This is a genomic window from Eisenbergiella massiliensis, assembly GCF_003435485.1.
This window is the reverse complement of the sequence record NZ_QVLV01000001.1, coordinates 598,206-620,673: the sequence shown is the minus strand read 5'-3', so window position 1 is coordinate 620,673 and position 22,468 is coordinate 598,206. Positions and strand designations below refer to the sequence as shown.

Here is a 22,468-nt window from a genome sequence, read left to right as displayed (position 1 = left end):
ATAAATAGCTTTTTCATAATAAATGCCAGGTAAACAGTTACCTGGCATCCTCCCTGTCCAGGGGAGTTTTTTTGCGTTTTTTGAAGTCAAATCAAATAAAATTCCTTCCGGCTTCCCTCTCCGCCGCTGCTTATCCTTCCCTCTGCGTCCACAGTAATCTGCGTATAGTGGGAAGGCGATTCATAATCCCTGCTGTATCCGTCGTCATCATACAGCTCATAGGAGCCTTCCTTTTCCACAAAGCCCAGAAGTCCAAGATGATCAAAATCCACCTTTTCCACACAGCTTCCGCCCTTTGACATGGGAACCAGATGATCCGGCCGGATAAAGAAAACCACCTCATCCAGAGCGATATGCACATAATGGTGGCCCTTTTCCAGAACCTCTTCCTTCCTGTCCTCAGGCCCCCGGAAACGTACCAGCTTCATTCTCTCCGGCAGATATACATAACGCCCCTTTGCGTTCTGCTCATACACAGGAGCAATCATAATGCTTTCGCCTACCATCAGCTGATCCTCCACACGGCGGGCAAAGCGATCCCCGGCGTACACAAAGGACAGCGGGCGGAACATCATTTCATCTCTCAGCGCTGCCTTCATATATTCACTGTACAGGTAGGGAAGCAGACAGTAGCGCAACGCAATTATTTTCCGGAAGCTCCCTGTCTGGGTAAAACGGTAAACCTCCTGCCGTCTTGTCCCCCAGGCAGAATGGTTGCGCATCAGCGGCGTGAAAATTCCCAGCTCCAGCCAGCGCATGAGCAGTTCCTCCGTTGTATCCGCGCCGAAGCCTCCGAGATCAGCCCCTGTGTACAGGAAACCGCACATATTCAGGGAAGGCATCATATGCAGATTCAGCAGGATATGGGACCACCAGGAAAGATTATCCCCCGTCCAGATGCCGCCGTAACGATGCATCCCGATATAGGAGGAACGTGAAAACATAAGAATCCTCTTATTCGGCTCCAGCTCCTCAAACGCCTCTCCCGCAGCACGGGTCATATTGTATCCGAACAGATTATGTACCTTATCATGCCTTACCCTGCCATCCTTATGCTCATGGTAAAAAAGCTTATAATCCTCTTCATTATTGCTCAGTCCGCCAACCAGCCTGTTCAGGGACGCGGAGGCTTCATTATCCAGATTGATCCCCCTGAATTCCTCCAGCTGCTCAAAAACCTCCTGCAGATGCTTTTCGGAATAAAAAATAGCCGGTTCATTCATATCATTCCAAAAGCCCTCAATCCCCTGATCAAGAAGCACCTTATATTTTCCGCCGAACCATTTTCTCGCATCCGCATTGAGCATATCCGGAAAATGCACACGCCCGGGCCATACGCCGGCCACAAATTCACTACCGTCCTCTTCCTTGCAGAAATATCCGCCCGCCATGCCTTCCTCGTAAATATCATAGCCCTCTTCTATTTTCACACCCGCGTCGATTATCGGCACCAGATGGATTCCCTGCTCCTTCATCTCTTCCGCAAAGCCCGCAAGATCCGGGAAGGTTTCCTCATTTACGGTAAAATCCTTATACTTGACCATATAATCAATATCCAGATAAATGCTGTCCAGGGGAATACCGGCCTCCCTGTGCTTCTTCACCACCTCCCGGATTTCATCCTCATTCATGTAGCTCCATCTGCTCTGTCCATAGCCGAAAGCCCACTTGGGCGGAATGTAGCTGCGTCCCACAAGCCCGCGGAACTGCTTCGCGATGTCCTCCGGCCCCTCCCCTTCGATCACATAAACATCAATATCCCCTGTCTGTGCTTCTATGAGCATCACGTTCCTGTCGGTATAACCAATATCAAAGGTAAGCTTACCCGGATAATCAAAAAACACGCCAAAGCATTCCTTTCCATCCACTATAAGGAAATTATGGGCGCCGTAAAGAGAGCGCTTGTCCTCCCTGTGGTTCGGATCATCGCTGCATTTGCTTTCATAAATCCAGCCGCGCTTATTGATTCCGCGCACATTTTCCCCAAGGCCGAATACAATATCCTCCTCCGCCATCCTGTAGGAAAATTTTCTTCCCTCTTCCTGGGAAAAATAAGGCAGCTCTCCCTGCCAGCTTTCATAGGCTCCGGTAACCGCCTCCGTATCAAAGGGGGCTCCATAGGTTATTTTCTTTATCATCCTTCTGCATCCTTTCTGCGGTATTGCCATAATTTGATAACACCCTTTTGCAAAACCTCAATTCCGCCGGTTCCTTCTGCCAGCCCGGTTCCTTCTGCCAGCCCGGCTCCCTGGCAAAACCTTTTCACCTTCCTGGTAATCCTGGTAAAACCGGCTCTTTTTTATACTATAACCGTGCAGGTCCGTAACTGTCAATCCGAATATTATTGACTGTCAGGATGAAAATTTTTTTAATAATATGCATCAGCATAAAGCTGCAGGTACACCGTCTTCCATTTTTAATTCTTATCTGCATGGCTGTTCCGCACAGTTCCCGCAGCAGGCAGAAAATCACCCGCCGCCCCCGCTGTCCCGGCCCATCTATTTAAAAAGAGCGCCGGCATACTGCCGACGCTCTGATTTTATCTGTAATTATAAACCTGTGAAAGTCCGATAAATACGCAAGCGCATTCATCCGGCCTGTCCCCGTAAGAAATAAAACCTATATTCAGGCTTTTCCAACGGAACCGAACATTTCCATTTTCTCTTTCACGGTATCCTTGATAGCCTGTGCTCCGGGAGCAAGAAGCTTACGAGGGTCGAAGCCCTTGCCTTCCTGATCCTTGCCTTCTTCGATGTACTTTCTGGTAGCTGCTGCGAAGGAAAGCTGGCACTCTGTGTTAACATTGATCTTGGAAACGCCGAGGGAGATAGCTTTCTTGATCATGTCTTCCGGGATACCTGTGCCGCCGTGAAGAACGAGAGGCATGTCCCCTGTCAGCTGCTGGATAGCATCCAGAGTTTCGAAGGAAAGTCCCTTCCAGTTTGCAGGATATTTTCCATGGATGTTGCCGATGCCTGCTGCCAGGAAATCGATTCCCAGATCAGCGATCATCTTGCATTCCTGAGGATCTGCACATTCGCCCATTCCGATAACGCCGTCTTCTTCACCGCCGATGGAACCAACTTCAGCTTCGATGGAAAGTCCTTTTTCATGAGCTGCTGCAACCAGTTCTTTAGTCTTGGCAACGTTCTCTTCAATAGAATAATGGGATCCGTCGAACATGATGGAAGAAAAGCCAGCTTCGATGCACTTGTAGCAAGCGTCATAGCTGCCATGGTCAAGGTGAAGAGCTACGGGAACAGTGATGTTCATCTCTTCCAGCATTCCGTTAACCATACCAACTACAGTCTTGTATCCGCACATGTATTTGCCAGCGCCTTCGGATACACCGAGGATTACAGGAGAATTCAGTTCCTGTGCTGTCTGCAGAACGGCTTTTGTCCATTCCAGGTTATTAATGTTGAACTGGCCGACTGCATAGTGGCCTGCTTTTGCTTTGTCGAGCATTTCTTTAGCTGATACTAACATTTTATTTACCTCCGTTAAATTGTAAAATAAATTCCCTTTACTGGTGTTATTATAACCCATCTTCTTCAAAAAGGAAATAAGGAAAGTTAAACTTTTCACATAACTTGCCTGAATATAACTGTTCAGTCCCTCCACAGTTACTGCCCAAAACACAGCGGACCGGAAGCACTGCCTTAAATCAACACATTTTCAGGCCAGGGAACCCTGATTTCCAGAGCCTGCTTCCGGTTTTCCATATCCACTACCCTGTGGCGCCCTCCGAATTCCCCGTCCAGGGTCCAGGCAACCTCTTCTTCGGATTCAATATGAAGGGAAGCCGTCTTAAAGCAGTACATCTGATCCGTATCTATGTTCCTGTTTACAAGATCAGTAAGGATCTGGTTCAGCTCAATGGCGTTGGTGGGGCGCTTAATCAGGGTCACTTCGAATTCCCCGTCATCCAGTTCCACATATTTTCCGGTGATCCGCTTGAAGCCTCCCACGGACATGGAATTGGTAATCATACCGAAAATGAAGTCGCCTTCAATCTCCAGGTTCTCCGCCGTCACCTTCATCTGATAGGATTTGATGGAAGGCAGGCGCTTCATCCCTTCCAGGATATATGCCATATGTCCCAGGACGTTCTTATATTCCTGCTTCGTCTCATAGGAAACATCGGTAAAAAGCCCAAAAGCCGCAATGTACACAAACGTGTCGTCATTAAAGGCGCCGATATCGCAGGCAAAGGGTCTGCCGCCGACCACTGTTTCCGCGGCGGCCTTCATATTCCTGGGAATCCCCAGGCTGTTGGCGAAATCATTGGTGCTTCCCGCCGGGATATAGCCCACCGGAACCAGCTTGTTGCTCTTCATAATACCGGTGACCACCTCATCCAGCGTCCCGTCACCCCCGCTGCAGACAACACAATCGTATTTCTTTGACTTCTCAGCAGCCATCCTTACCGCATCCCCTGCATACTGGGTGGGATAAACGGTAACCTCATTCCCTGCCTTTACAAAAACATCTATAATATCACAAAGGTTGTTTTTAATCTGTCCCTTGCCGGCCTTTGGATTATAAATAAACAGCATTTTTTTCTTAGCCATCTCAAATCCTCCATGTTTTGCGGAGCAAAATGCGAGTCCCCTGTTTTCCTCTTTTTAATGGCCCCCTCAGAACTTCAAAAAAGGAGCATGTAAATGCTCCTTTCGCTATTATTTTAAAGCCTTTTCTTCATTCAGTTGCTTTTGCCGCTGCAAAGATATTTTGCAATGTCTTCCACCGCAACCTCCTCGTCAGGGCCATCGGCGATTACAGTTACCATTTCGCCGCTGTCCAGTCCAAGGCTCATCATTCCCATGATACTCTTTGCGTTTACCTTCTTGCCTTCCGATTCCAGATAAACAGTACTGTCATGCTGGCTGGCCACCTGAACAAGCATAGCTACGGGTCTCGCTTCCAGTCCGCCGTTTAACTGAATTCTGACTGCCTTCATTTTCATAATTACTCCTCCTTTTACTGCTTTCCTTCCACTTCTGTTAACTCTTTATCCCCTGCTGTGATCTGACCTTGTCCGCCAGCTCACCCAATTTACGAAGCCTGTGATTCACACCGGACTTACCAACAGGAGGATCCAGATATTCCCCCAGCTCCCTCAAGGGGGCGTCGGGATAGGCCAGTCTGACCTCCGCCATCTCCCTCAGGCTTTCCGGGAGATTCTCAAATCCGTATTTTTGCTGCAGGAGAAGGATATCCTCCGCCTGTCTTGTGGACGCACTAACGGTTTTGCCGATATTCGCCGTCTCACAGTTCACTCTCCGATTTACAGAATTGCGCATTTCTTTTACAATCCTGAAATTTTCAAAATTCATCAGGGATACATGCGCTTCCACAATATTCAGGAAGTCTGAGATCCCGGTGCCGTCCTTCATATAAACCACCTGGTACTTCTTCCGCTGTACAATCCTCGCTTCCACTTCAAATGCAAGAAGAATGGACTGTATCTGTTCCGCCTGGAATAAATTCGTACATACAATTTCCAGATGGTAGCTCTTTCCCGGATCGCTCATAGAACCCGACGCCAGAAACGCCCCTCGCAGGAATGCCCTCTGACAACATGAATTCTTGATAAGAATCGCGCTGACAGGCGCTTTCATATCCCTCAGATGCCCTTCCCCGTCCATGAATTTAGTGGCCTGGAGAACCTGCTTTATCTGAGAGGGATCCGTAAGCTCAATCTCATAAGCCCTGGGCTTTGCACCGGTCCCGGCGCCTGCTTTTCCGCTCTTTCCGACTCTTTTTTCATTCACGCTAGTATTTATATTAAATGTTTTCTTCAATAATGTAAAGCATTTTCTGATAACCGCCTCATTTTCTGCCTGAATCAGCAGCTTTTCACCGTTAAAAATGCTCTTTTTTTCTTCATTTTGTAAATTATTACTGCCCTCCGCCGCCGTATGGCTGCCGCAGAAATGCAGTATGGATGCAAGCTCCGCCAGCTGGCAATGCCTGGCCGGAGGCGTGTGTTTCATCAGTTCTTCTTTTACTTCTCCCGAAAAAGACATATTGCGCCCTCCTGGATATGAGTCCCGCCGGCCATTTATTTCACATCCCGGTGGCTTAATGTCAGTCCATAGTTCCCTTTATCCTTCATGCGCCCGTACAGTTCATTTGCAAGCGTCACGCTGCGGTGTTTTCCTCCGGTACAGCCTATGGCAACCACCAGCTGATATTTACCTTCTTTAATATAGTTGGGGATCAGAAAATGCAGCATGTCCTCCAGCCTGTCCAGAAACTGCCCGGCCTCAGGAAAACTCATCACATAATCCTGTACGCCTTTATCAAGGCCTGTCAGATATTTCAGCTCGTCAATGTAAAATGGGTTGGGCAGGAATCTCACGTCAAAAACAAGATCCGCGTCCGCCGGTATTCCGTGCTTGAAGCCGAAGGAAACAATGCTTACTATAAGATTATTATATTCCCCGTTCTGCACAAAAATTCTGTCTATTTCTTCCTTCAGCTCGCGTGTCAGCAGCTTGGAAGTATCTATGATATAATCCGCCTGTTTTTTCATGGCGGTAAGGATTTCCCTTTCCCTGCGGATGCCGCTCTCAATCCGGTTGTCCTCCGGAGTAGCCAGGGGGTGTACCCTGCGGCTTTCCTTATAACGCTTCATCAGGGTTGCATCGCTGGCATCCATAAAAAGGATTTCAAAAACAAAGCCGTTCTGGCGCATCTTATTCAGTATTTTCATGGCATCGCCAAAGGACTGGTCGGCCCTCACATCCAGCCCCAGCGCAGCTTTGGATATTTCGTTATTGGGCATCATGAGCAGTTCCATGAACTTCTCAATTAAAGGCACCGGCAGGTTGTCCACGCAGAAAAATCCTGAATCCTCAAGCATTCTCATGGCTGTGCTCTTGCCCCCGCCGCTCATTCCCGTCACAATTACGAATCTCACCTTTTATACCTCCTGCATATCGCAGGCCTGCCTGCGATACTGCATAAATCAGTAGTTTGAAAGGAATCTTGCGCTTCCCTTCCGTATTCCGGCAGGCAGAACGAAAGCCCCTTCAGGGGCCTCCGTTTACCCGTTTCATACTGTTAAAAGCGCTGTCCACACAAAGGACAGCCGCCTAAAAATCTCCCAGGAAAATAACCTCCGGCTCCAGCGTGACTCCGAATTTTTCCTTTACAGTCTCAATGACCTCCTGGATCAGCTCCGCAATGTCCGCCGCTACTGCCGTGCCGTCATTAATCACGAAGCCGCAGTGCTTTTCGGACACCCGCGCGCCGCCGATTCTGGCGCCCCTCATACCGCTGTCCATAATGAGCTTTCCGGCAAAGTGGCCTTCCGGCCTCTTAAAGGTACTGCCCGCGCTGGCGTATTCCAGCGGCTGCTTTTCCTTCCGTCTTGCCGTCAGTTCATTCACTCTGGCAAGGATCGTCTCCCTGTCACCCTCCTGAAGCCTCATGGAAACCTGGAGCACCACATAAGGCCTGTTTTTGATTACGCTGTTGCGGTAACCGAACTCCATGGTTTCATTGTCAAGGTCCAGTATGCTTCCGTCCTTGTACATCACCTGTACGGATTCCACGATATTGCGCATTTCGCCGTCATAGGCCCCTGCGTTCATCTTGACGCCTCCGCCCACGCTTCCCGGTATGCCGGAGGCAAATTCCATTCCGGCCAGGCCGTTTTCCATAGCCGCCCTGGCGGCTGCGGACAGCAGTACGGAAGCCCCCGCCGTCAGAAGCGTCCCTTCCACTGTAAGATGGTTGAAATCACCGCCCAGCCGGATGATGACTCCCCGGTAGCCTTTATCCCCTACCAGCAGGTTGCTTCCGTTGCCAAGGATAAAATAAGGCCGCTCCACAAGATTCAGGTATTTGATTATTTTTTCCAGTTGTTTACTATTCTCGACAGTTACAAATACCTCTGCCGGTCCTCCCACCCGGAAGGTGGTATGCTTGTGCATGGGTTCCTCCAAAAGGATGTTCTCTGCCGGTACCACACTTTCCAGATATTCTAACAAAGCTCTACTCACTTGTGCTCCCATTCCTCATAAACTTAAAAATATATTATGCCGTATCCGGCGCTTTTAGTCCAGCACCATCTTTGCCGCTCCGTAAATACCGGCGTCATTTCCCAGGGTCGCCAGCGCAAACAGCGCGCCCCTGCTTCCTGCGAAGACATAAGGTATGTAATTCTTCTGGATATAATCCAGCAGAATCGGGCCTGCTTTGGATACGCCGCCGCCGATTACAAAAATTTCCGGATTCACAACGCCTGCAATGTTGGCAAGCTCCTTACCCAGGATTTCACCGAACTGCTCCGCCACCTCGATTGCCAGCTCATCCCCTGCCTTTACCGCATCGAATACGGTCTTGGCGGAAATGCTGTCGTTCCCTCTCAGGCTGCTGGGCTTATCATCAGCCGCCAGCCTGCGCTTTGCAAGCCTTACGATACCAGTTGCGGAGGTGTACTGCTCCAGGCAGCCGTAATTGCCACAGTTGCACATTTCCTGCTCGCCGTCCATCACATGGATGTGTCCGATTTCCCCTGCGGCTCCCGTGGCCCCGGAAAGAATTCTGCCGTCGGCGATGATGCCGCCGCCAACGCCGGTTCCCAGCGTAACAGCCACCAGGTTCTTATGGCCCTGGCCGCCGCCCTTCCACATCTCTCCCAGAGCGGCCACGTTAGCGTCATTGCCTGCCTCTACGGGAATGTTCAGAAGTCCCTGCAGCTGGTTCTTAATGCTGAAGGTTCCCCAGCCCAGGTTTACGGCATTATAAACGGTTCCTTCCCCGTCAATGGGACCGGGAGCGCCTACGCCCACGCCGATAACATCTTCCCTGGAAATCTCACGCTCTTTCATCTTGTCCAGAATGCTGGCGGCAACGTCGGGCAGGATCGCCTCGCCGCCGTTGGCCGTCCTTGTGGTAATCTCCCATTTTTCCAGAAGGGTTCCCTCCGTATCAAAGCAGCCCAGCTTGACGGTGGTGCCTCCCACATCTACTCCGAAACAGTACTTTGCCATAATCAATCGTCCTCCTCATCTTCTTCTCTTCTGCGGGCCAGGGAATTCTGGACACGGGTGTACAGCTCCTGCGCCGCGTTATAGCCCATCTTCTTCTGGCGGTGGTTAACTGCCGCAGATTCACAGATAATGGCCAGATTACGTCCGGGACGGATGGGAATATTGTGGCAGACAACCTTGTTGCCCAGATAATCCGTATATTCCTCCTCCAGACCGAGTCTGTCGTATTCCTTATCCTTATTCCAGTCCTCCAGACGGATCACCAGATCAATGGACTGGGTATCCTTTACGCTGGAAACACCGAACAGCGTCTTTACATCAATGATTCCAATACCGCGAAGCTCAATGAAATGCTTTGTGATATCAGGCGCATTGCCAATCAGCGTATCATCGCTGACCTTGCGGATTTCCACCACGTCGTCGGATACGAGACGGTGTCCTCTCTTAATCAGCTCCAGGGCCGCCTCGGATTTACCGATTCCACTCTCTCCGGTAATCAGCACGCCTTCGCCATAAACGTCCACCAGCACGCCGTGTACGGAAATGCAGGGCGCCAGCATCACATTCAGCCAGCGGATAATTTCCGCCATAAAAGCGGAGGTCGCCTTCTTTGTCATCAGGATAGGCACATTTTTTTCCTTTGCTATCTGCAGGAAAAGAGGGTCGGGATGAAGCTCCCTGGAAAATACGATACAGGGAATGGGATAGGACAGCAGCTGGTTATAAATCTTGTTCTTCCTCTCCTCCGTCATCGCTTCCATATAGGTATATTCCACAAAGCCGATAATCTGCAGGCGGGTGGCCTCGTAATGCTCAAAATACCCCGCCATCTGCAGCGCCGGCCTGTTGATGTCCGGCTGGGTGATTTTGATCCCCTTGACATCGATTTCCGGTGTCAGGTTTTCCAGTTTCATTTTCTCAATGATCTGTGTTAGATTCACATGTGACATACCTTGTCCTCCACTTTTATATTTTCCGCTGTTATACATATATCGCTGCGCGTTTATCTTTGCTTATTTTACCACAGAACCATGAAAAAAAGAATAGATTTCTTCCGCGATATGCTCCGGTATCTCCGGCACCTGGGAAAGCTGCGCCGCGTCCGCCGAACGGATGTCGTCTATGGACTTGAAATGACGCATCAGCGCCTTACGCCGCGCAGGCCCCACGCCGGGTATATCGTCCAGCACGGAGCGCACCTGTTCCTTGCTCCGCAGGGAGCGGTGGTATTCTATGGCAAATCGGTGGGCCTCATCCTGGATACGGGTAATCAGCTTAAAGCCCTCGCTGCGGGTGTCTATCTCAATTTCTTCATTCTGGTAATAAAGCCCTCTGGTACGGTGGTTGTCATCCTTCACCATGCCGCACACCGGTATATTAATATGCAGCTCCTCCAGCACCTGCTTCGCCACGTTCACCTGGCCCTTGCCGCCGTCCATCAGCAGCAGATCCGGGAATTTGGTAAAGCTGCCGAATTCCTTTTCCAGCTGTTTCTCCTGCAGCTCCTTCGCTTCCTCCATACCGTGGAGGAACCGCCTGGTGAGGACCTCCTTCATGCAGGCGTAATCATCCGGGCCTGACACTGTGCGGATTTTGAATTTCCTGTAATCGCTCCGCTTCGGTTTTCCTTTTTCATAAACCACCATGGAGCCCACGTTTTCAAAGCCGCTGATGTTGGAAATATCGAAGGCTTCCATCCGGCTGATTTCGGGCAGGGAAAGAAGCGCGCAGATTTCCTTCACGGCGCCGATGGTCCTACCCTCCTCCCGCTTGATGCGCTCCCTGTCCTTGCTCAGGACAAGCGCCGCATTGGTAGCGGCAAGCTCCACCAGCTTTTCCTTGGTCCCCTTTTTGGGCACCCGGATATGGACGCGGCTTCCCCTGCGGTTGCTGAGCCACTGCTCCACAATCTCCGTATCCTCAATTTCCTCCTGCAGCATCAGCTCCCTGGGCACAAAAGGCGTTCCCGCATAGAACTGCTTGACGAAGTCCAGGAGTATCTGGGCCGAGGTGCTGTCCGAAATATGCGTCATATAAAAATGCTCCCTGCCGATCAGCCTGCCGTCCCGGACAAAAAACACCTGGACCACCGCATCGTTATCATCCTTGGCAAGGGCGATAATGTCCTTATCCTCCCCGTTGCTGTCCGTGATTTTCTGCTTCTGGGCTACCTGCTTCACACTGTTGTACAGATCCCGGTAGCGGATAGCCTCTTCAAAATCCAGGTTTTCCGACGCTTCCTCCATCTTCTGCTGCAAATCCGTAAGTATGGGCTTGAAGTTGCCGTTCAGGAAATCCAGCGCCTTATCCACCTGCTCCCGGTATTCCTCTTTGGTAATCATGCCCTGGCAGGGCGCGCTGCACTGTCCGATATGGTAGTTGAGGCAGGGTCTGTCCAGACCGATATCCCTGGGAAGCACCCGGTTACAGGTCCGCAGACGGTACAGCTTATTGATCAGCTCTATGGTGTCCTTCACCGCCGCGGCGGAAGTAAAGGGCCCGAAATACCTGGATTTATCCTTTTTCATCTGTCTGGAAAAAAGGACTCTTGGATATTCTTCCCCTGTTGTCACTTTAATATAAGGATAGGTTTTATCATCCTTAAGCATGGTGTTGTAGCGCGGGCTGTGCTCCTTAATCAAATTGTTTTCCAGCACCAGCGCTTCCAGCTCGGAATCCGTAACTATATATTCAAATCTGGCGATTTTAGTCACCATTTTTTCTATTTTGGGGCTTTTATTCGTGCTCTCCCGGAAATAGGAACGCACCCGGTTGCGCAGACTGATGGCCTTTCCCACATAAATAATCGTGTCATCCTTGTCATGCATAATGTAGACACCGGGCTTGGGGGGGAGCTTTTTCAGTTCTTCTTCGAAGTTAAACATATGTTTTTCCTCCCTGCGGGTGTAAAAGTGTATAGCGGCAAAATATATGGCGGCATCAGGAGACTGCCGACAGGAAAAGGGATTCTTACTTTATCTTAACATAAGAATCCCTTATCCGTAGCTTTTTTTATGAATTTAATGTCCCGCCTCGCTTTGTTTCCTGCGAGGGAAGCTTAATTACAGGTTATTTCCTGTCTGTCGGCGGAAGAACCGTATTGGAAAACCTGCCTACCGGGCCGGCGGGCTTGCCCGCTCCTGCCGCGCCGTCATCCGGCGTGCTGCCGGCGTCTGTGCCGTTTTCCGGTTGTCCGGCCGCCTGTTCGGAAGAGCCTTCCTGATGGGAATCACTTCCGTTCCCATTCTCCTCCGTGCGGAAGAAATTCAAATCCTGCCCGGGGATGCCGCTTTCGCCGCTGCTCCACCAGTCATTGCCGTCCGGTCTGTCGGATCCGTTTCCTGCCGGGGCTGCGTTAGCTTCCCCTGCTGATGCAGGCGTCTGTCCCATGGGCTGCTGCCCTGCGGGCATTTGCTGCGTTCCTGCCGTATTTTCCCCTGCCGGCGCGCTGTTCTGCGTCTGCTGGAAATGGAGATCCCAGGGCTTGGGGACAATCTCTTCCTGCGGCTGTGCCGGGGCGTCCTGTGTTTTCTGTATGTCCGCAGTTGTAACGGAAGGGGTGTTTTCACTGATCCTCGGCCTGGCCTCCTCCGGGGTCTCCGTTTCCTCAGGCTCCGGGATTCCCTTTTCCCTGCGGTATATCTTCATAAATTCCTTACCGGTAATGGTTTCCTTTTCGATAAGGTACTCTGCGATCTTATCCATAACGGCGCGGTTTCCGCCAAGCAGCTCCAGCGCCTTTGCGTAGCATTCCTTGAGGATGCGCATTACCTCGGAATCCACCTCCGCCGCCGTCACGTCGGAACAGTTCATAACCGCGCGGCCGTCCAGGTACTGGCTCTCCACCGTCTGCAGGCCGATCAGGCCGAATTTCTCGCTCATGCCGTACTGGGTTACCATGGCTCTTGCGATACTGGTCGCCTTCTCAATATCGTTGGAAGCGCCGGTAGTTACCGTATCAAATACGATTTCCTCCGCGGCCCGGCCTGCCAGCAGGCCTACCAGCATATCGTGGAGCTCCGCCTTGGTATTGAGGAACTTCTCCTCCTCAGGCACCTGCATCACGTATCCAAGCGCGCCCATGGTTCTGGGGACGATGGTGATTTTCTGAACAGGCTCCGAGTTTTTCTGCAGCGCGCTCACAAGCGCGTGGCCCACCTCATGATAGGAAACGATGCGGCGTTCCTCCTTGCTCATGATGCGGTCCTTCTTTTCCTTACCTACAAGCACCTGCTCCACTGCCTCGAACAGATCCTTCTGGCAGACATAATCCCTGCCCTGCTTTACCGCATTGATAGCGGCTTCATTTATCATATTGGCAAGATCGGAGCCTACGGCCCCGCTGGTTGCCAGCGCAATGGCATCAAAATCCACGGTGTCATCCATCAGCACATCCTTGGCGTGCACCTTCAGGATTTCCACGCGGCCCTTCAGATCCGGCTTATCCACAATGATCTGGCGGTCAAAACGGCCGGGACGCAGAAGCGCCTTATCCAGGATTTCCGGGCGGTTGGTAGCGCCCAGGATCAGGATACCCCTGGAGCTGTCAAAACCATCCATTTCAGACAGCAGCTGGTTCAGCGTCTGTTCACGCTCTTCATTGCCTCCGCCGTACTTGGAATCACGGCTACGGCCGATGGCATCAATTTCATCGATAAAAATAATACAGGGGGCGTTCTTGGTGGCCTCCTTAAACAGGTCACGCACACGGGATGCGCCCACACCTACGTAAAGTTCGATAAAGTCGGAACCTGTCAGGGAGAAAAACGGCACATGCGCCTCTCCTGCCACCGCTTTGGCCAGCAGCGTCTTACCTGTTCCGGGAGGTCCCACAAGCAGCGCGCCCTTGGGCAGCTTGGCGCCGATTTTGGAATATCTTCCCGGATTGTGCAGGAAATCCACCACCTCCACAAGGGATTCCTTGGCTTCGTCCTCTCCGGCAACATCCTTGAAGGTAACACCGGTTTCCTTCTGTACATATACCTTGGCATTGCTCTTACCCACGCCCATGGGACCGCCGCCGCCGGACATTTTCTTCATCAGGAAATTGAAAAGGAAAATGATTACTACAAAGGGGAGCACATAGGTCAGTAAAATAGAGAGCAGAAAACCTGAATTATCGGGGATTTCCCCGTTGATTTTCACGTCCTTTTCCAGAAGGTGGGAAATCAGCGTGGCATCCTCCACCCGTCCGGTATAATAGGTAATTTCTTCCGCGGGCATGAACGGGTTTTCCTTGGCGTCGGATTTGGGGACTATATTGATCTGTTCATCCGTAATCTCTACGCTTTCAACCTCTCCCGCGTCCACTTTTTCCAGAAATTCATTGTAAGTGATTTCCTGGTTGGAAACGCCGCTGAGCATCTTCATAAAAAAGCTCATGCATACCAGCGTCACCAGCGCCGCAACCAGAAGGAGCATCAAATTCTGCTTCTTCGGAGGCTGCCCGCCGCCCCCCGGTCCGCCCTGGCCGTTACCGGGACCGCCGCCCTGGCCGTTATTGTAGCCATTGCCGCCGTTATAGCTGTTCAAATTATTATTATCCATAATGTAAAAACCTTTCTATAAACAGTTTCCCTCGGGAAACTGGCTAAATTCTGATAATCATTTCCTATTATAGGGTTTCAGGAAATATAAATCAATATTAATTCTATGAAAATATGGGGCAAACTATAAAAGATTTATTAATTTTTTTGCATGAAACGCTGGATTTTTTTACGTTTCCCGTTGTATAATAATGAAATTGGATTGTTTTTGCGCGGGTTTGTGAAAAGCTGGAAACAAAGGGCGCAGTCCAGTTCCAGAAAATGCATGTTCTCTATACAGCATGCTATACAAAGGACGGGGAACCGGTACGCTTAACGGCGTACTTTTCTAATTTATCCATAACTGTAAGCCCCATCACAGTTGCAGCTTGCTGAAGCTTTGTATTGTAAAGCCGTCACCTACGGCAGAATGGAGAACGTCATGGCAGTAAAATATGTATTTGTAACAGGCGGCGTGGTATCCGGGCCCGGAAAGGGAATTAATAGCTGTAAAAAACTGAACACAAACCAAAAAAATAAAATACAAAGAGGGAACTATGAAGTACGGATTTGATAATAACAAATATCTGAAAATGCAGTCAGAACACATTAAGGAGCGGATCGCCATGTTCGGCGACAAGCTTTATCTGGAGTTTGGCGGAAAGCTTTTTGACGATTACCATGCTTCCCGCGTCCTTCCCGGCTTTGAACCGGACAGCAAATTCAAAATGCTCCAGCAGCTGAAGGATCAGGCGGAAATCGTACTGGTCATCAGCGCGCCTTCCATTGAAAAAAATAAAATCCGCAGGGATTCCGGCCTTACCTACGACGCTGAGGTCCTGCGCCTTATCGAAACCTTCCGCAAAATGGGCTTCCTGGCCAATTCCGTTGTTATCACCCAGTATGCGGGACAGCCCTCCGCCGACCAGTACCGCCGCCGCCTGACCAATCTGGGGCTCCGTTCTTATCTTCATTATGTAATTGAAGGTTATCCGGATAATATCGACCTGATTGTCAGCGATGAAGGCTACGGCCGCAACGAATATGTGGAAACCACCAAACCGCTGGTTGTCATCACGGCGCCAGGCCCGGGAAGCGGCAAGATGGCCACCTGCCTTTCCCAGCTGTATCATGAGCATAAAAGAGGGATCCAGGCAGGCTACGCCAAATTCGAAACCTTCCCCATATGGAACCTGCCTCTGAAGCATCCTGTGAACATGGCCTATGAAGCCGCCACCGCGGATTTAAACGATGTAAACATGATTGACCCCTTCCACCTGGAAGCCTATGGCCAGACAACGGTCAACTATAACCGTGACGTGGAAATCTTCCCTGTCCTCAATGCCATTTTCGAACAGATTCTGGGGGACAGCCCTTATAAATCACCCACGGACATGGGCGTCAATATGGTAGGCAACTGTATACTGGACGATAAAATCTGCTGTGAGGCCGCCAACCAGGAAATCATCCGCCGCTACTATCACTGTCTCTGCGATCTGAAGCGGGGCAACAGCTCCAAGGAAATCCTTTATAAGCTGCAGCTGCTCATGAAGCAGGGAGGACTTACCATCAACGACCGTCCCGTAGTGAAGGCCGCCATGCAGCGGGAGGAGGAAACCGGCCATCCCGCCGTGGCGATTGAGCTTTCCGACGGCACGCTGGTCACCGGGAAGACCACGGAGCTTCTGGGCGCCGCCTCCGCGTGCCTCCTGAATTCCCTGAAGGTAGTGGAGGGCATTGACCACGAAGTGCATCTGGTATCCCCTCAGGCCATTGAACCTATCCAGACACTGAAAACCTCTTATCTGGGAAGCATTAACCCCAGGCTGCATACGGACGAAATCCTCATTGCCCTGTCCATCAGCGCCGCAACGGACAAGCGGGCCGCGCTTGCATTAAGCGCCCTGCGCCAGCTGAAGGGCTGCGAGGTCCATTCCTCCGTCATGCTTTCCTCCGTGGATGAAGCGGTCTTCAAGAAGCTGGGAATGCATCTGACCTGCGAGCCGAAAACAGAATCGGATAACCATCAGTAAACAGGCTTCATGCAGGAAAACTGTCAGCAAATAAAAACAGCACAAAACCCCCGGAAAGAAAAGCCGTCTGTCAGGCAGGGCGCTTTTCTTTTCGGGGGTTTTTTACATGGCGGACGTGCATATACACGTCCGCCGTCATTTACAAGGCATAAATCAAATTTGTGCTTCCATATTACAGGCTTACAGACGCGTTTTATAATTTCCCACCACGTTCACGCCTTCGTTTACCACGATAAAGGCATGGGGGTCATATTTATGGACTATATTTTTCAGCTGGCTCAATTCGTATTTGGATATGAGCACGAATAAAATGTGTACGGACTCGTCCGTATAAGCGCCGATGGCCTCCCACTTGGTTATGCCGCGTTCCAGCTCGGTGAAGATCTCTTTCTCCATCCCCTCGTCCTGCGCCTTGGTTATGATGCGCACCTCCACGTTTATCGTCTGGGCGTGCACCTTATCTATGGCAAAGGAGCTCAGGGAAGCGTAAATAAGGGAATAGATCACCGTAGGGATATCAAACAGGAACAGGCAGACCGAATACAGGATAATGTTGGTGATCAGATTCACCCGGCCGACCCTGAAATCCTTGCGCCATTTAATCAGCATCATGCCCACAATGTCCATGCCGCCCAGGGAACCGCCGTTCTTTAAGGCAAGTCCCATTCCCAGGCCGCAGATAATTCCGCCGATCACACAGCAGGCCAGCGTATCATCAGGCAGTATGGGCTGCACCGGAATCGGTATCACCGACAGAAGGACAGTAACCGTAGTTACGCACATCACCGTTTTAATAAAGAACCTTCTCCCAATCCGCTTCATGGAAATCAGCAGAATAGGAATGTTGATCAGATAATAAATTACACCGGCGATATCAAAATTCTGCAGGGGCAAATTCAGGTACTGGATAAGAATCGTCCTCAGTATCTGTGAAAAGCCCATGATTCCGCCGCTGTACAGGGCTACCGGCACAATAAACAGATTGATTCCCAGGGAATAAACCACCGCGCCTGCCAGAGCGCCGAAGAATCTGTTAATCTGATACCACTTCCAGCTTTTTTCCATATCCCTGAACTTCTGCATCGCAGTTTCCATTGATAAAATCCTCCTGTTGCCAGTATTTCCAAATCTATTATAACTTACCCGCAGAGGGATTGCATCAACCATTTTTACATCCTTTTGAAAATTATATGCAAAAAATAAAAAATACCGGAAACCGCTGACGCAATACATCTGTCAGCAAAAGTATCATTCTTCCAGGAGGTCGGTGTAAAAAGCCCCCCAATGTTCGTTTTCCGCCAGCGAACCATTGTAATAGCTTTCCTCCGCCAGTTCAGCCGCCGTTTTTCCGGACACATCCCTGATGCTGACAAAAAAAGGTGTCTTTACGGCAAGATTTGACTGCTCCCCAAGCTTTTGTAATCCGGGGTATAAACGGATAAATGAATCTATAACAGCTTCATCCTCCATATACTGTTTTGTTTTTTCATTGAAAAAACAGGTGATATCCGTCCCATCTGTCTGCCGTATTATCCGGCTGTAAGGGTAATCCGCTGTTTTCTGTTCAGGGATGTTCCAGCCGATTTCCATCAGATAAGGATATTCATAATAGGTATTTTGTATATAGGGGGTTACTTTTTCCTTCCATCCCAGGCTGTCTGCCTGTTCCGCCGTATGCTCCTGCTCCCCTGTGCCCTCCTGTCCTGCTACATTCCCCGGTCCAGCCGCAGCTTCCCGCACGTTCTTTATTCCTGTGGGCGCTGCTGCAGGCGCCGCACCCGCACCTGACCAGGAAGGCTTCGCAGACGCATAGGCTCCTGCTGAAATAGCACACCACCCGATCAGGACAGCCGCAAGGCAGCCCAGGATCTTTTTTCCTGCCGTTATTTTCCGATAAACCATAATCGCACCCAGCCTCTCCTTTAACTGTTCCATCCCCTCTGACAGCATAGCCGCAGGCGCCTTCTGCACCTCATGGGGGCGCATGGCCGAAAGGAGTGTGTCTCCATAGCTTCTTCTCTGCTTCTTATCAAGCATTTTCAAAACAGCTTCATCACAGGCCAGTTCGCAGGCCGCTCCCGTTTCCGTTTCCAGACGGCGCAGAAAGGGATTAAACCAGTGGATACAGATACACAGCTGTATCAGCCATTTATAAAGGAGATCGTGCCTTTTTAAATGGACCAGTTCATGAAGCAGGATATAATCAGTGCTGCCCTCTATGGGTTTTGCCTCCGGAAGCACAATGCAGGGTTTCCATACGCCTGCCAGCATTGGCGAAGAGATGCCCGGGTTACAGTAAACCGGCACCTGCCTGGTGATCCCCAGCTTCGCCTTCTGTCTTTCCAGGCTTTCCAGTATGAATGTATCTTCCACAGGAACCCAGCTATTGTGCAGGCTGCCGCAGAACTGCCGCCAGATCCACAGTCTGTGTGCAAAAAGGATTACCGCCGTCGCCAGCCAGATAACGCTGAGCAAAATGCCGGGAACAGATGTCCGCAGCCATGCGGCACCCGGGCTTTGCCTCATAAAGGAGGGGATGTCCCCCTCTGCGGAAGGAATATTATTCCCTCCCGGCGCAGCAAAAACGCCTTCCCGGACTCCGCCGCTGTCCGCCTCCTGCAGTCCGTATCTCCCCTTTTCCCCTGTTTCCGCCTGCATCTGCAGCTTCTCCACAGGCTGCATCAGGCCGCCCACCAGATTCAGCGGGGCCGTAACCGGAAGCAGAAGCCGTGCGGCCACGACAAGCCAGATATAATACTGCCACGTTTTGCTGAAGCTTTTTTTCCAGATATGCTTCCCTGCAGAAAGAAGAAGCATTAAAAGCGTACCAGACAGCGATAATGAAAGAACAAGCTTCCATAACTCACTCATCATTTTCCCCCCTGTCCCAGAATTCCTGCAGCTTTGCGTAGTCCTCCGGCGTAAGCATTTCCTTTTTAATCAGGGTGGCCAGCAGGCCCTGTACGTTTCCTTCATAGATTTTTTCCACAAAGCTTTCCGTCTGCCCTGCCTGATATTCCTCCTGGGAAAGCAGCGCCGTATACCGGTTCCTTCTGCCAAATTTGTCCGTACGAAGCATTCCCTTTTCCACCAGGCGGGAAAGCAGGGTTATTATGGTATTCTTATTCCAGGTATTTCCCTCTGCCGCCAGTCTTCCGGCTATCTGCGCATAAAAAGCGCTGCCGCCTGATTCCCAGATTATTTTCATCAATTCAAATTCCGAATCCGATACCGACTGAGCCATTCCGTTCCTCCATAGACTACATTTTGTAGGTTACCTTAAGGATAACGCCGTGTAGTCCAATTGTCAACAGAGGATTTGAAAAATGCCATGCTGAAACAGCTTTTCCTGTTCAGCATGGCATTTTTATCTTCAATGACAACAGAGCAGGACTGTGCTCCGTCCCGATCCATTACCATTACCATCAATTATATATATTACTGCAATATTACTGCGCCGCATTCAGCTGGTCCAGAAGCCCCGTCAGCTGCTCCAGGGTTACCTTGCCGCCGGCAAAGCTGAGGATTCCGCGGATAGGCATATATTTCATCATGGCTTCCATCATCTCGCGGGATATTGCCTCTGCCGCCGCATCGCTTTCATTCTGCTGGCCGCCGATATTAAGCTGCATCATGGGAGCGATGATCTGCATGGCTTTTTCGTCCTTCATCAGATCGCCAAAGGTGGTATCCATCGTATAATGTACGGGAACCTTCACTGTGGATTCCACGGTCACCGCTGCTTCCAGCTGGATATCCCGGGAGGATTTTCCGATAAGGATACGGAATTCTCCGGTTTCCACATGCCAGTCATGCAGCTGGGTGTTCCAGTAAGCAAAGGCCCTCTTATCCAGGGTGAAGGTGACAGTCTTTGTCTCTCCGGGCGCAAGCTCCACCTTTTCAAAGCCCTTCAGCTCCTTAACGGGGCGGATCACAGTGCTCTCCACGTCGGAAACGTACAGCTGCACCACTTCTTTTCCTGCCATGCCGCCTGTATTGGTCACGTCCACGCTGACCTCCAGGACGTCGGTGTCTTTTATGTGATCTGCGCTGACCTTCAGGTTGGAATACTCATAACTTGTATAGGAAAGGCCGAAGCCGAAGGGGAAACGGACCTCCATTTTCTTGGTATCATAGTAACGATAGCCTACAAACACACCTTCTCTGTACTCCACCCTGTCGCCTTCGCCAAGATAGTACAGGTATGACGGATTATCCTCCAGCTTGTAGGGGAAGCTTTCCGGAAGCTTTGCACTGGGATTCACTTTTCCGAAGAGGATATCCACAGTGGCGGCGCCTACAGCCTGGCCGCCCAGGTAGGCTTCCACAATGCCCTTTACCTTGTCCGCCCAGGGCATTTCCACAGGGGAGCCATTATGTAATACCACGATGGTATTGGGCTGAACGGCCGCAACACGTTCAATCAGCTCGTTCTGGCAGCCCGGCATTCCCATGTGCGCCCTGTCAAAGCCTTCGGATTCAAAGGCATCCGGAAGCCCGGCAAAAATAACCGCAGCCTTCGCTTTGGAGGCATTGGCAACCGCTTCCGCGATCATGGCCTCATCCACAACATCCGCGTCATCCGCATATCCTTCTGCAAATGTGATATTTCCCCAGTCCTTTACGCAGTCCCAGGCGCCGGTTACCTTATGGCTGTTGATGTGGGAGCTGCCGCCGCCCTGATAGCGGGGTTTTCTCGCATATTTGCCGATAAAGGCAATATCTTCCTTTTCGGAAAGCGGAAGAAGATTGTCTTCATTCTTCAGAAGGACAATGGTTTCTTCAGCGACCTTTTTCGCCATTTCATGATCCCTGTCTCTGTCAAATACCGCTGTTTTATCCCTGTTTTCCTCAAAACGGTATACAATGTTCAGGATACGCTCCACAGCCCTGTCCAGCACCGCTTCATCCAGGTTGCCGTCCTTTACCGCATCCACGATCAGCTTGTCATTGATGCCGCCGGAGGAGGGCATTTCCAGATCCAGGCCGGCTTCCAGATCGGGTACTCTGTTGTTCACCGCGCCCCAGTCACTTACCACAAAACCATCAAAGCCCCATTCCCCTCTCAGGATATCGGTGAGCGCTTCTTTATGCTCTGCCGCATAGGTGCCGTTGATTTTGTTGTAGGAGCACATAACGGTCCAAGGCTTCTGTTTGCTTACCGCCCCTTCAAAGGCCGCCATATAGATCTCGCGCAGCGTCCTTTCGTCAACCTCGGAGGATGAGGACATCCTGCGTGTTTCCTGGTTGTTTGCCAGGAAATGCTTGATGCTGGTCCCCACGTTTTTGCTCTGTACGCCCTTGATCAATGCGCCTGCCATCTCGGAAGCCACAAGGGGATCCTCGGAATAATATTCAAAATTACGTCCGCAGAGAGGAGAACGCTTGATATTCACCGCCGGCCCGAGGATAACGCCTACGCCCTCCGCCTGGCATTCTTCTCCCAGTGTCTCTCCCATTCTGGTAATCAGCTCTCTGTTGAAGCTGGCCGCCGTGCCGCAGCCTGCCGGGAAGCACACAGCCTTAATGCTGTCATTCATTCCCAGGTGATCCGCCTCCTGGTCCTGCTTTCTTAAGCCGTGAGGGCCGTCGGACACCATCATTGCCGGTATCCCCAGCCGGTCAACGCTTTCCGTATGCCAGAAATCTGCGCCAGAACACAGGGACGCTTTTTCCTCCAGTGTCATCTGTTTGATTAATTCCTGTAATTTTTCCCTTTCCATACCTTCTCCTTCTTAAACTTGCTGTTATCCCCCAGCCGGCTGCCGTCTCCGGCCGTCCTCAGCCAGGGCTTTCCTGAACCTCCGGCGCCATCCGCCGGCGCCTGTATTTTCATCATAGCATGTTATAACCTGCTTTTCTATTGCAAAAATGACTTGCATTGGGTCGATATTGACTTATT

18 protein-coding genes are annotated in these 22,468 nt (G+C 50.8%); 1 reads left to right on the top strand and 17 read right to left on the bottom strand.

Translation table 11 applies throughout. From position 1 onward, the window contains the following. Nucleotides 1-86: 86 nt before the first annotated feature. The 12 genes from DXC51_RS02525 to ftsH form a co-directional block, all read right to left on the bottom strand. Nucleotides 87-2,138: a TIM-barrel domain-containing protein gene (locus DXC51_RS02525; protein WP_117543559.1), complete on the bottom strand. Its 2,052-nt coding sequence runs from the start codon at nt 2,136-2,138 to the stop codon at nt 87-89. Further along, entirely contained in the window at nt 2,135-2,266 is a 132-nt protein-coding gene (locus DXC51_RS30230; protein WP_278336965.1) for a hypothetical protein, read from the bottom strand. Before DXC51_RS30230 ends, DXC51_RS02525 begins: the two co-directional genes overlap by 4 nt. A 359-nt stretch (nt 2,267-2,625) precedes the next feature. Continuing rightward, the gene (gene fba / locus DXC51_RS02520) at nt 2,626-3,489 is read right to left on the bottom strand and encodes a class II fructose-1,6-bisphosphate aldolase (RefSeq protein ID WP_025488333.1); all 864 of its coding nucleotides are present in this window, start codon (nt 3,487-3,489) and stop codon (nt 2,626-2,628) included. A gap of 173 nt (nt 3,490-3,662) precedes the next feature. Continuing rightward, entirely contained in the window at nt 3,663-4,574 is a 912-nt protein-coding gene (locus tag DXC51_RS02515; protein WP_021634661.1) for a diacylglycerol/lipid kinase family protein, read from the bottom strand. Between the two features lie 131 nt (nt 4,575-4,705). Further along, nucleotides 4,706-4,969 carry an HPr family phosphocarrier protein gene (locus tag DXC51_RS02510; RefSeq protein WP_021634662.1) on the bottom strand — a complete coding sequence of 88 codons (264 nt, stop codon included), beginning with the start codon at nt 4,967-4,969 and terminating at the stop codon, nt 4,706-4,708. Nucleotides 4,970-5,006: 37 nt separating this feature from the next. Continuing rightward, nucleotides 5,007-6,032, bottom strand: a complete 1,026-nt coding sequence (gene whiA / locus DXC51_RS02505) for a DNA-binding protein WhiA (RefSeq protein WP_021634663.1) — start codon at nt 6,030-6,032, stop codon at nt 5,007-5,009. A gap of 35 nt (nt 6,033-6,067) precedes the next feature. Further along, nucleotides 6,068-6,928 carry an RNase adapter RapZ gene (gene rapZ / locus DXC51_RS02500; protein ID WP_025488332.1) on the bottom strand — a complete coding sequence of 287 codons (861 nt, stop codon included), beginning with the start codon at nt 6,926-6,928 and terminating at the stop codon, nt 6,068-6,070. A 175-nt stretch (nt 6,929-7,103) separates the two neighbouring features. Continuing rightward, a complete protein-coding gene (gene murB, locus DXC51_RS02495; RefSeq protein WP_181970013.1) occupies nt 7,104-8,015 on the bottom strand; it encodes a UDP-N-acetylmuramate dehydrogenase in 912 nt (303 codons plus the stop codon). Nucleotides 8,016-8,069: 54 nt separating this feature from the next. Next, complete coding sequence (locus tag DXC51_RS02490) at nt 8,070-9,008, bottom strand: ROK family glucokinase (RefSeq protein ID WP_021634667.1); 939 nt, start codon at nt 9,006-9,008, stop codon at nt 8,070-8,072. Nucleotides 9,009-9,010: 2 nt separating this feature from the next. Continuing rightward, the gene (gene hprK, locus DXC51_RS02485; RefSeq protein ID WP_025488330.1) at nt 9,011-9,958 is read right to left on the bottom strand and encodes an HPr(Ser) kinase/phosphatase; all 948 of its coding nucleotides are present in this window, start codon (nt 9,956-9,958) and stop codon (nt 9,011-9,013) included. Nucleotides 9,959-10,021: 63 nt separating this feature from the next. Beyond that, nucleotides 10,022-11,893 carry an excinuclease ABC subunit UvrC gene (gene uvrC, locus DXC51_RS02480; protein WP_102287441.1) on the bottom strand — a complete coding sequence of 624 codons (1,872 nt, stop codon included), beginning with the start codon at nt 11,891-11,893 and terminating at the stop codon, nt 10,022-10,024. A 184-nt stretch (nt 11,894-12,077) separates the two neighbouring features. Further along, entirely contained in the window at nt 12,078-14,555 is a 2,478-nt protein-coding gene (ftsH, locus tag DXC51_RS02475; RefSeq protein ID WP_117543555.1) for an ATP-dependent zinc metalloprotease FtsH, read from the bottom strand. A 535-nt stretch (nt 14,556-15,090) separates the two neighbouring features. Between ftsH and DXC51_RS02470 the strand changes: the two genes are divergently transcribed. Then, entirely contained in the window at nt 15,091-16,566 is a 1,476-nt protein-coding gene (locus DXC51_RS02470; RefSeq protein WP_025488327.1) for a DUF1846 domain-containing protein, read from the top strand. A gap of 180 nt (nt 16,567-16,746) precedes the next feature. On the opposite strand, the gene DXC51_RS02465 is transcribed toward DXC51_RS02470, so the two are convergent. The 5 genes from DXC51_RS02465 to DXC51_RS29415 form a co-directional block, all read right to left on the bottom strand. Further along, nucleotides 16,747-17,661, bottom strand: a complete 915-nt coding sequence (locus DXC51_RS02465) for a YitT family protein (protein WP_049942257.1) — start codon at nt 17,659-17,661, stop codon at nt 16,747-16,749. Nucleotides 17,662-17,814: 153 nt separating this feature from the next. Further along, nucleotides 17,815-19,440, bottom strand: coding sequence for a M56 family metallopeptidase (locus tag DXC51_RS02460; protein ID WP_117543553.1), 1,626 nt, complete (start codon nt 19,438-19,440; stop codon nt 17,815-17,817). Continuing rightward, on the bottom strand, nt 19,430-19,810 hold the full coding sequence (locus DXC51_RS02455) for a BlaI/MecI/CopY family transcriptional regulator (RefSeq protein ID WP_025488324.1): 381 nt from the start codon (nt 19,808-19,810) through the stop codon (nt 19,430-19,432). The genes DXC51_RS02460 and DXC51_RS02455 overlap by 11 nt, the downstream gene beginning before the upstream one ends. 205 nt (nt 19,811-20,015) lie before the next feature. After that, a complete protein-coding gene (locus DXC51_RS02450; protein ID WP_117543551.1) occupies nt 20,016-22,289 on the bottom strand; it encodes a glycoside hydrolase family 3 C-terminal domain-containing protein in 2,274 nt (757 codons plus the stop codon). After that, nucleotides 22,262-22,405 carry a hypothetical protein gene (locus tag DXC51_RS29415; RefSeq protein WP_021634679.1) on the bottom strand — a complete coding sequence of 48 codons (144 nt, stop codon included), beginning with the start codon at nt 22,403-22,405 and terminating at the stop codon, nt 22,262-22,264. The genes DXC51_RS02450 and DXC51_RS29415 overlap by 28 nt, the downstream gene beginning before the upstream one ends. Nucleotides 22,406-22,468: the final 63 nt, after the last annotated feature.

What these genes read in the sequence shown, in the direction of transcription:
- DXC51_RS02470 (WP_025488327.1), top strand. Translation starts at nt 15,091, where the DNA reads ATGAAGTACGGATTTGATAATAACAAATATCTGAAAATGCAGTCAGAA.
- DXC51_RS02455 (WP_025488324.1), bottom strand. Translation starts at nt 19,810, where the DNA reads ATGGCTCAGTCGGTATCGGATTCGGAATTTGAATTGATGAAAATAATC.
- DXC51_RS02460 (WP_117543553.1), bottom strand. Translation starts at nt 19,440, where the DNA reads ATGATGAGTGAGTTATGGAAGCTTGTTCTTTCATTATCGCTGTCTGGT.
- DXC51_RS02510 (WP_021634662.1), bottom strand. Translation starts at nt 4,969, where the DNA reads ATGAAAATGAAGGCAGTCAGAATTCAGTTAAACGGCGGACTGGAAGCG.
- DXC51_RS02525 (WP_117543559.1), bottom strand. Translation starts at nt 2,138, where the DNA reads ATGATAAAGAAAATAACCTATGGAGCCCCCTTTGATACGGAGGCGGTT.
- fba (WP_025488333.1), bottom strand. Translation starts at nt 3,489, where the DNA reads ATGTTAGTATCAGCTAAAGAAATGCTCGACAAAGCAAAAGCAGGCCAC.
- DXC51_RS02490 (WP_021634667.1), bottom strand. Translation starts at nt 9,008, where the DNA reads ATGGCAAAGTACTGTTTCGGAGTAGATGTGGGAGGCACCACCGTCAAG.
- DXC51_RS29415 (WP_021634679.1), bottom strand. Translation starts at nt 22,405, where the DNA reads ATGATGAAAATACAGGCGCCGGCGGATGGCGCCGGAGGTTCAGGAAAG.
- DXC51_RS02465 (WP_049942257.1), bottom strand. Translation starts at nt 17,661, where the DNA reads ATGGAAACTGCGATGCAGAAGTTCAGGGATATGGAAAAAAGCTGGAAG.
- DXC51_RS02450 (WP_117543551.1), bottom strand. Translation starts at nt 22,289, where the DNA reads ATGGAAAGGGAAAAATTACAGGAATTAATCAAACAGATGACACTGGAG.
- ftsH (WP_117543555.1), bottom strand. Translation starts at nt 14,555, where the DNA reads ATGGATAATAATAATTTGAACAGCTATAACGGCGGCAATGGCTACAAT.
- DXC51_RS02515 (WP_021634661.1), bottom strand. Translation starts at nt 4,574, where the DNA reads ATGGCTAAGAAAAAAATGCTGTTTATTTATAATCCAAAGGCCGGCAAG.
- hprK (WP_025488330.1), bottom strand. Translation starts at nt 9,958, where the DNA reads ATGTCACATGTGAATCTAACACAGATCATTGAGAAAATGAAACTGGAA.
- uvrC (WP_102287441.1), bottom strand. Translation starts at nt 11,893, where the DNA reads ATGTTTAACTTCGAAGAAGAACTGAAAAAGCTCCCCCCCAAGCCCGGT.
- whiA (WP_021634663.1), bottom strand. Translation starts at nt 6,032, where the DNA reads ATGTCTTTTTCGGGAGAAGTAAAAGAAGAACTGATGAAACACACGCCT.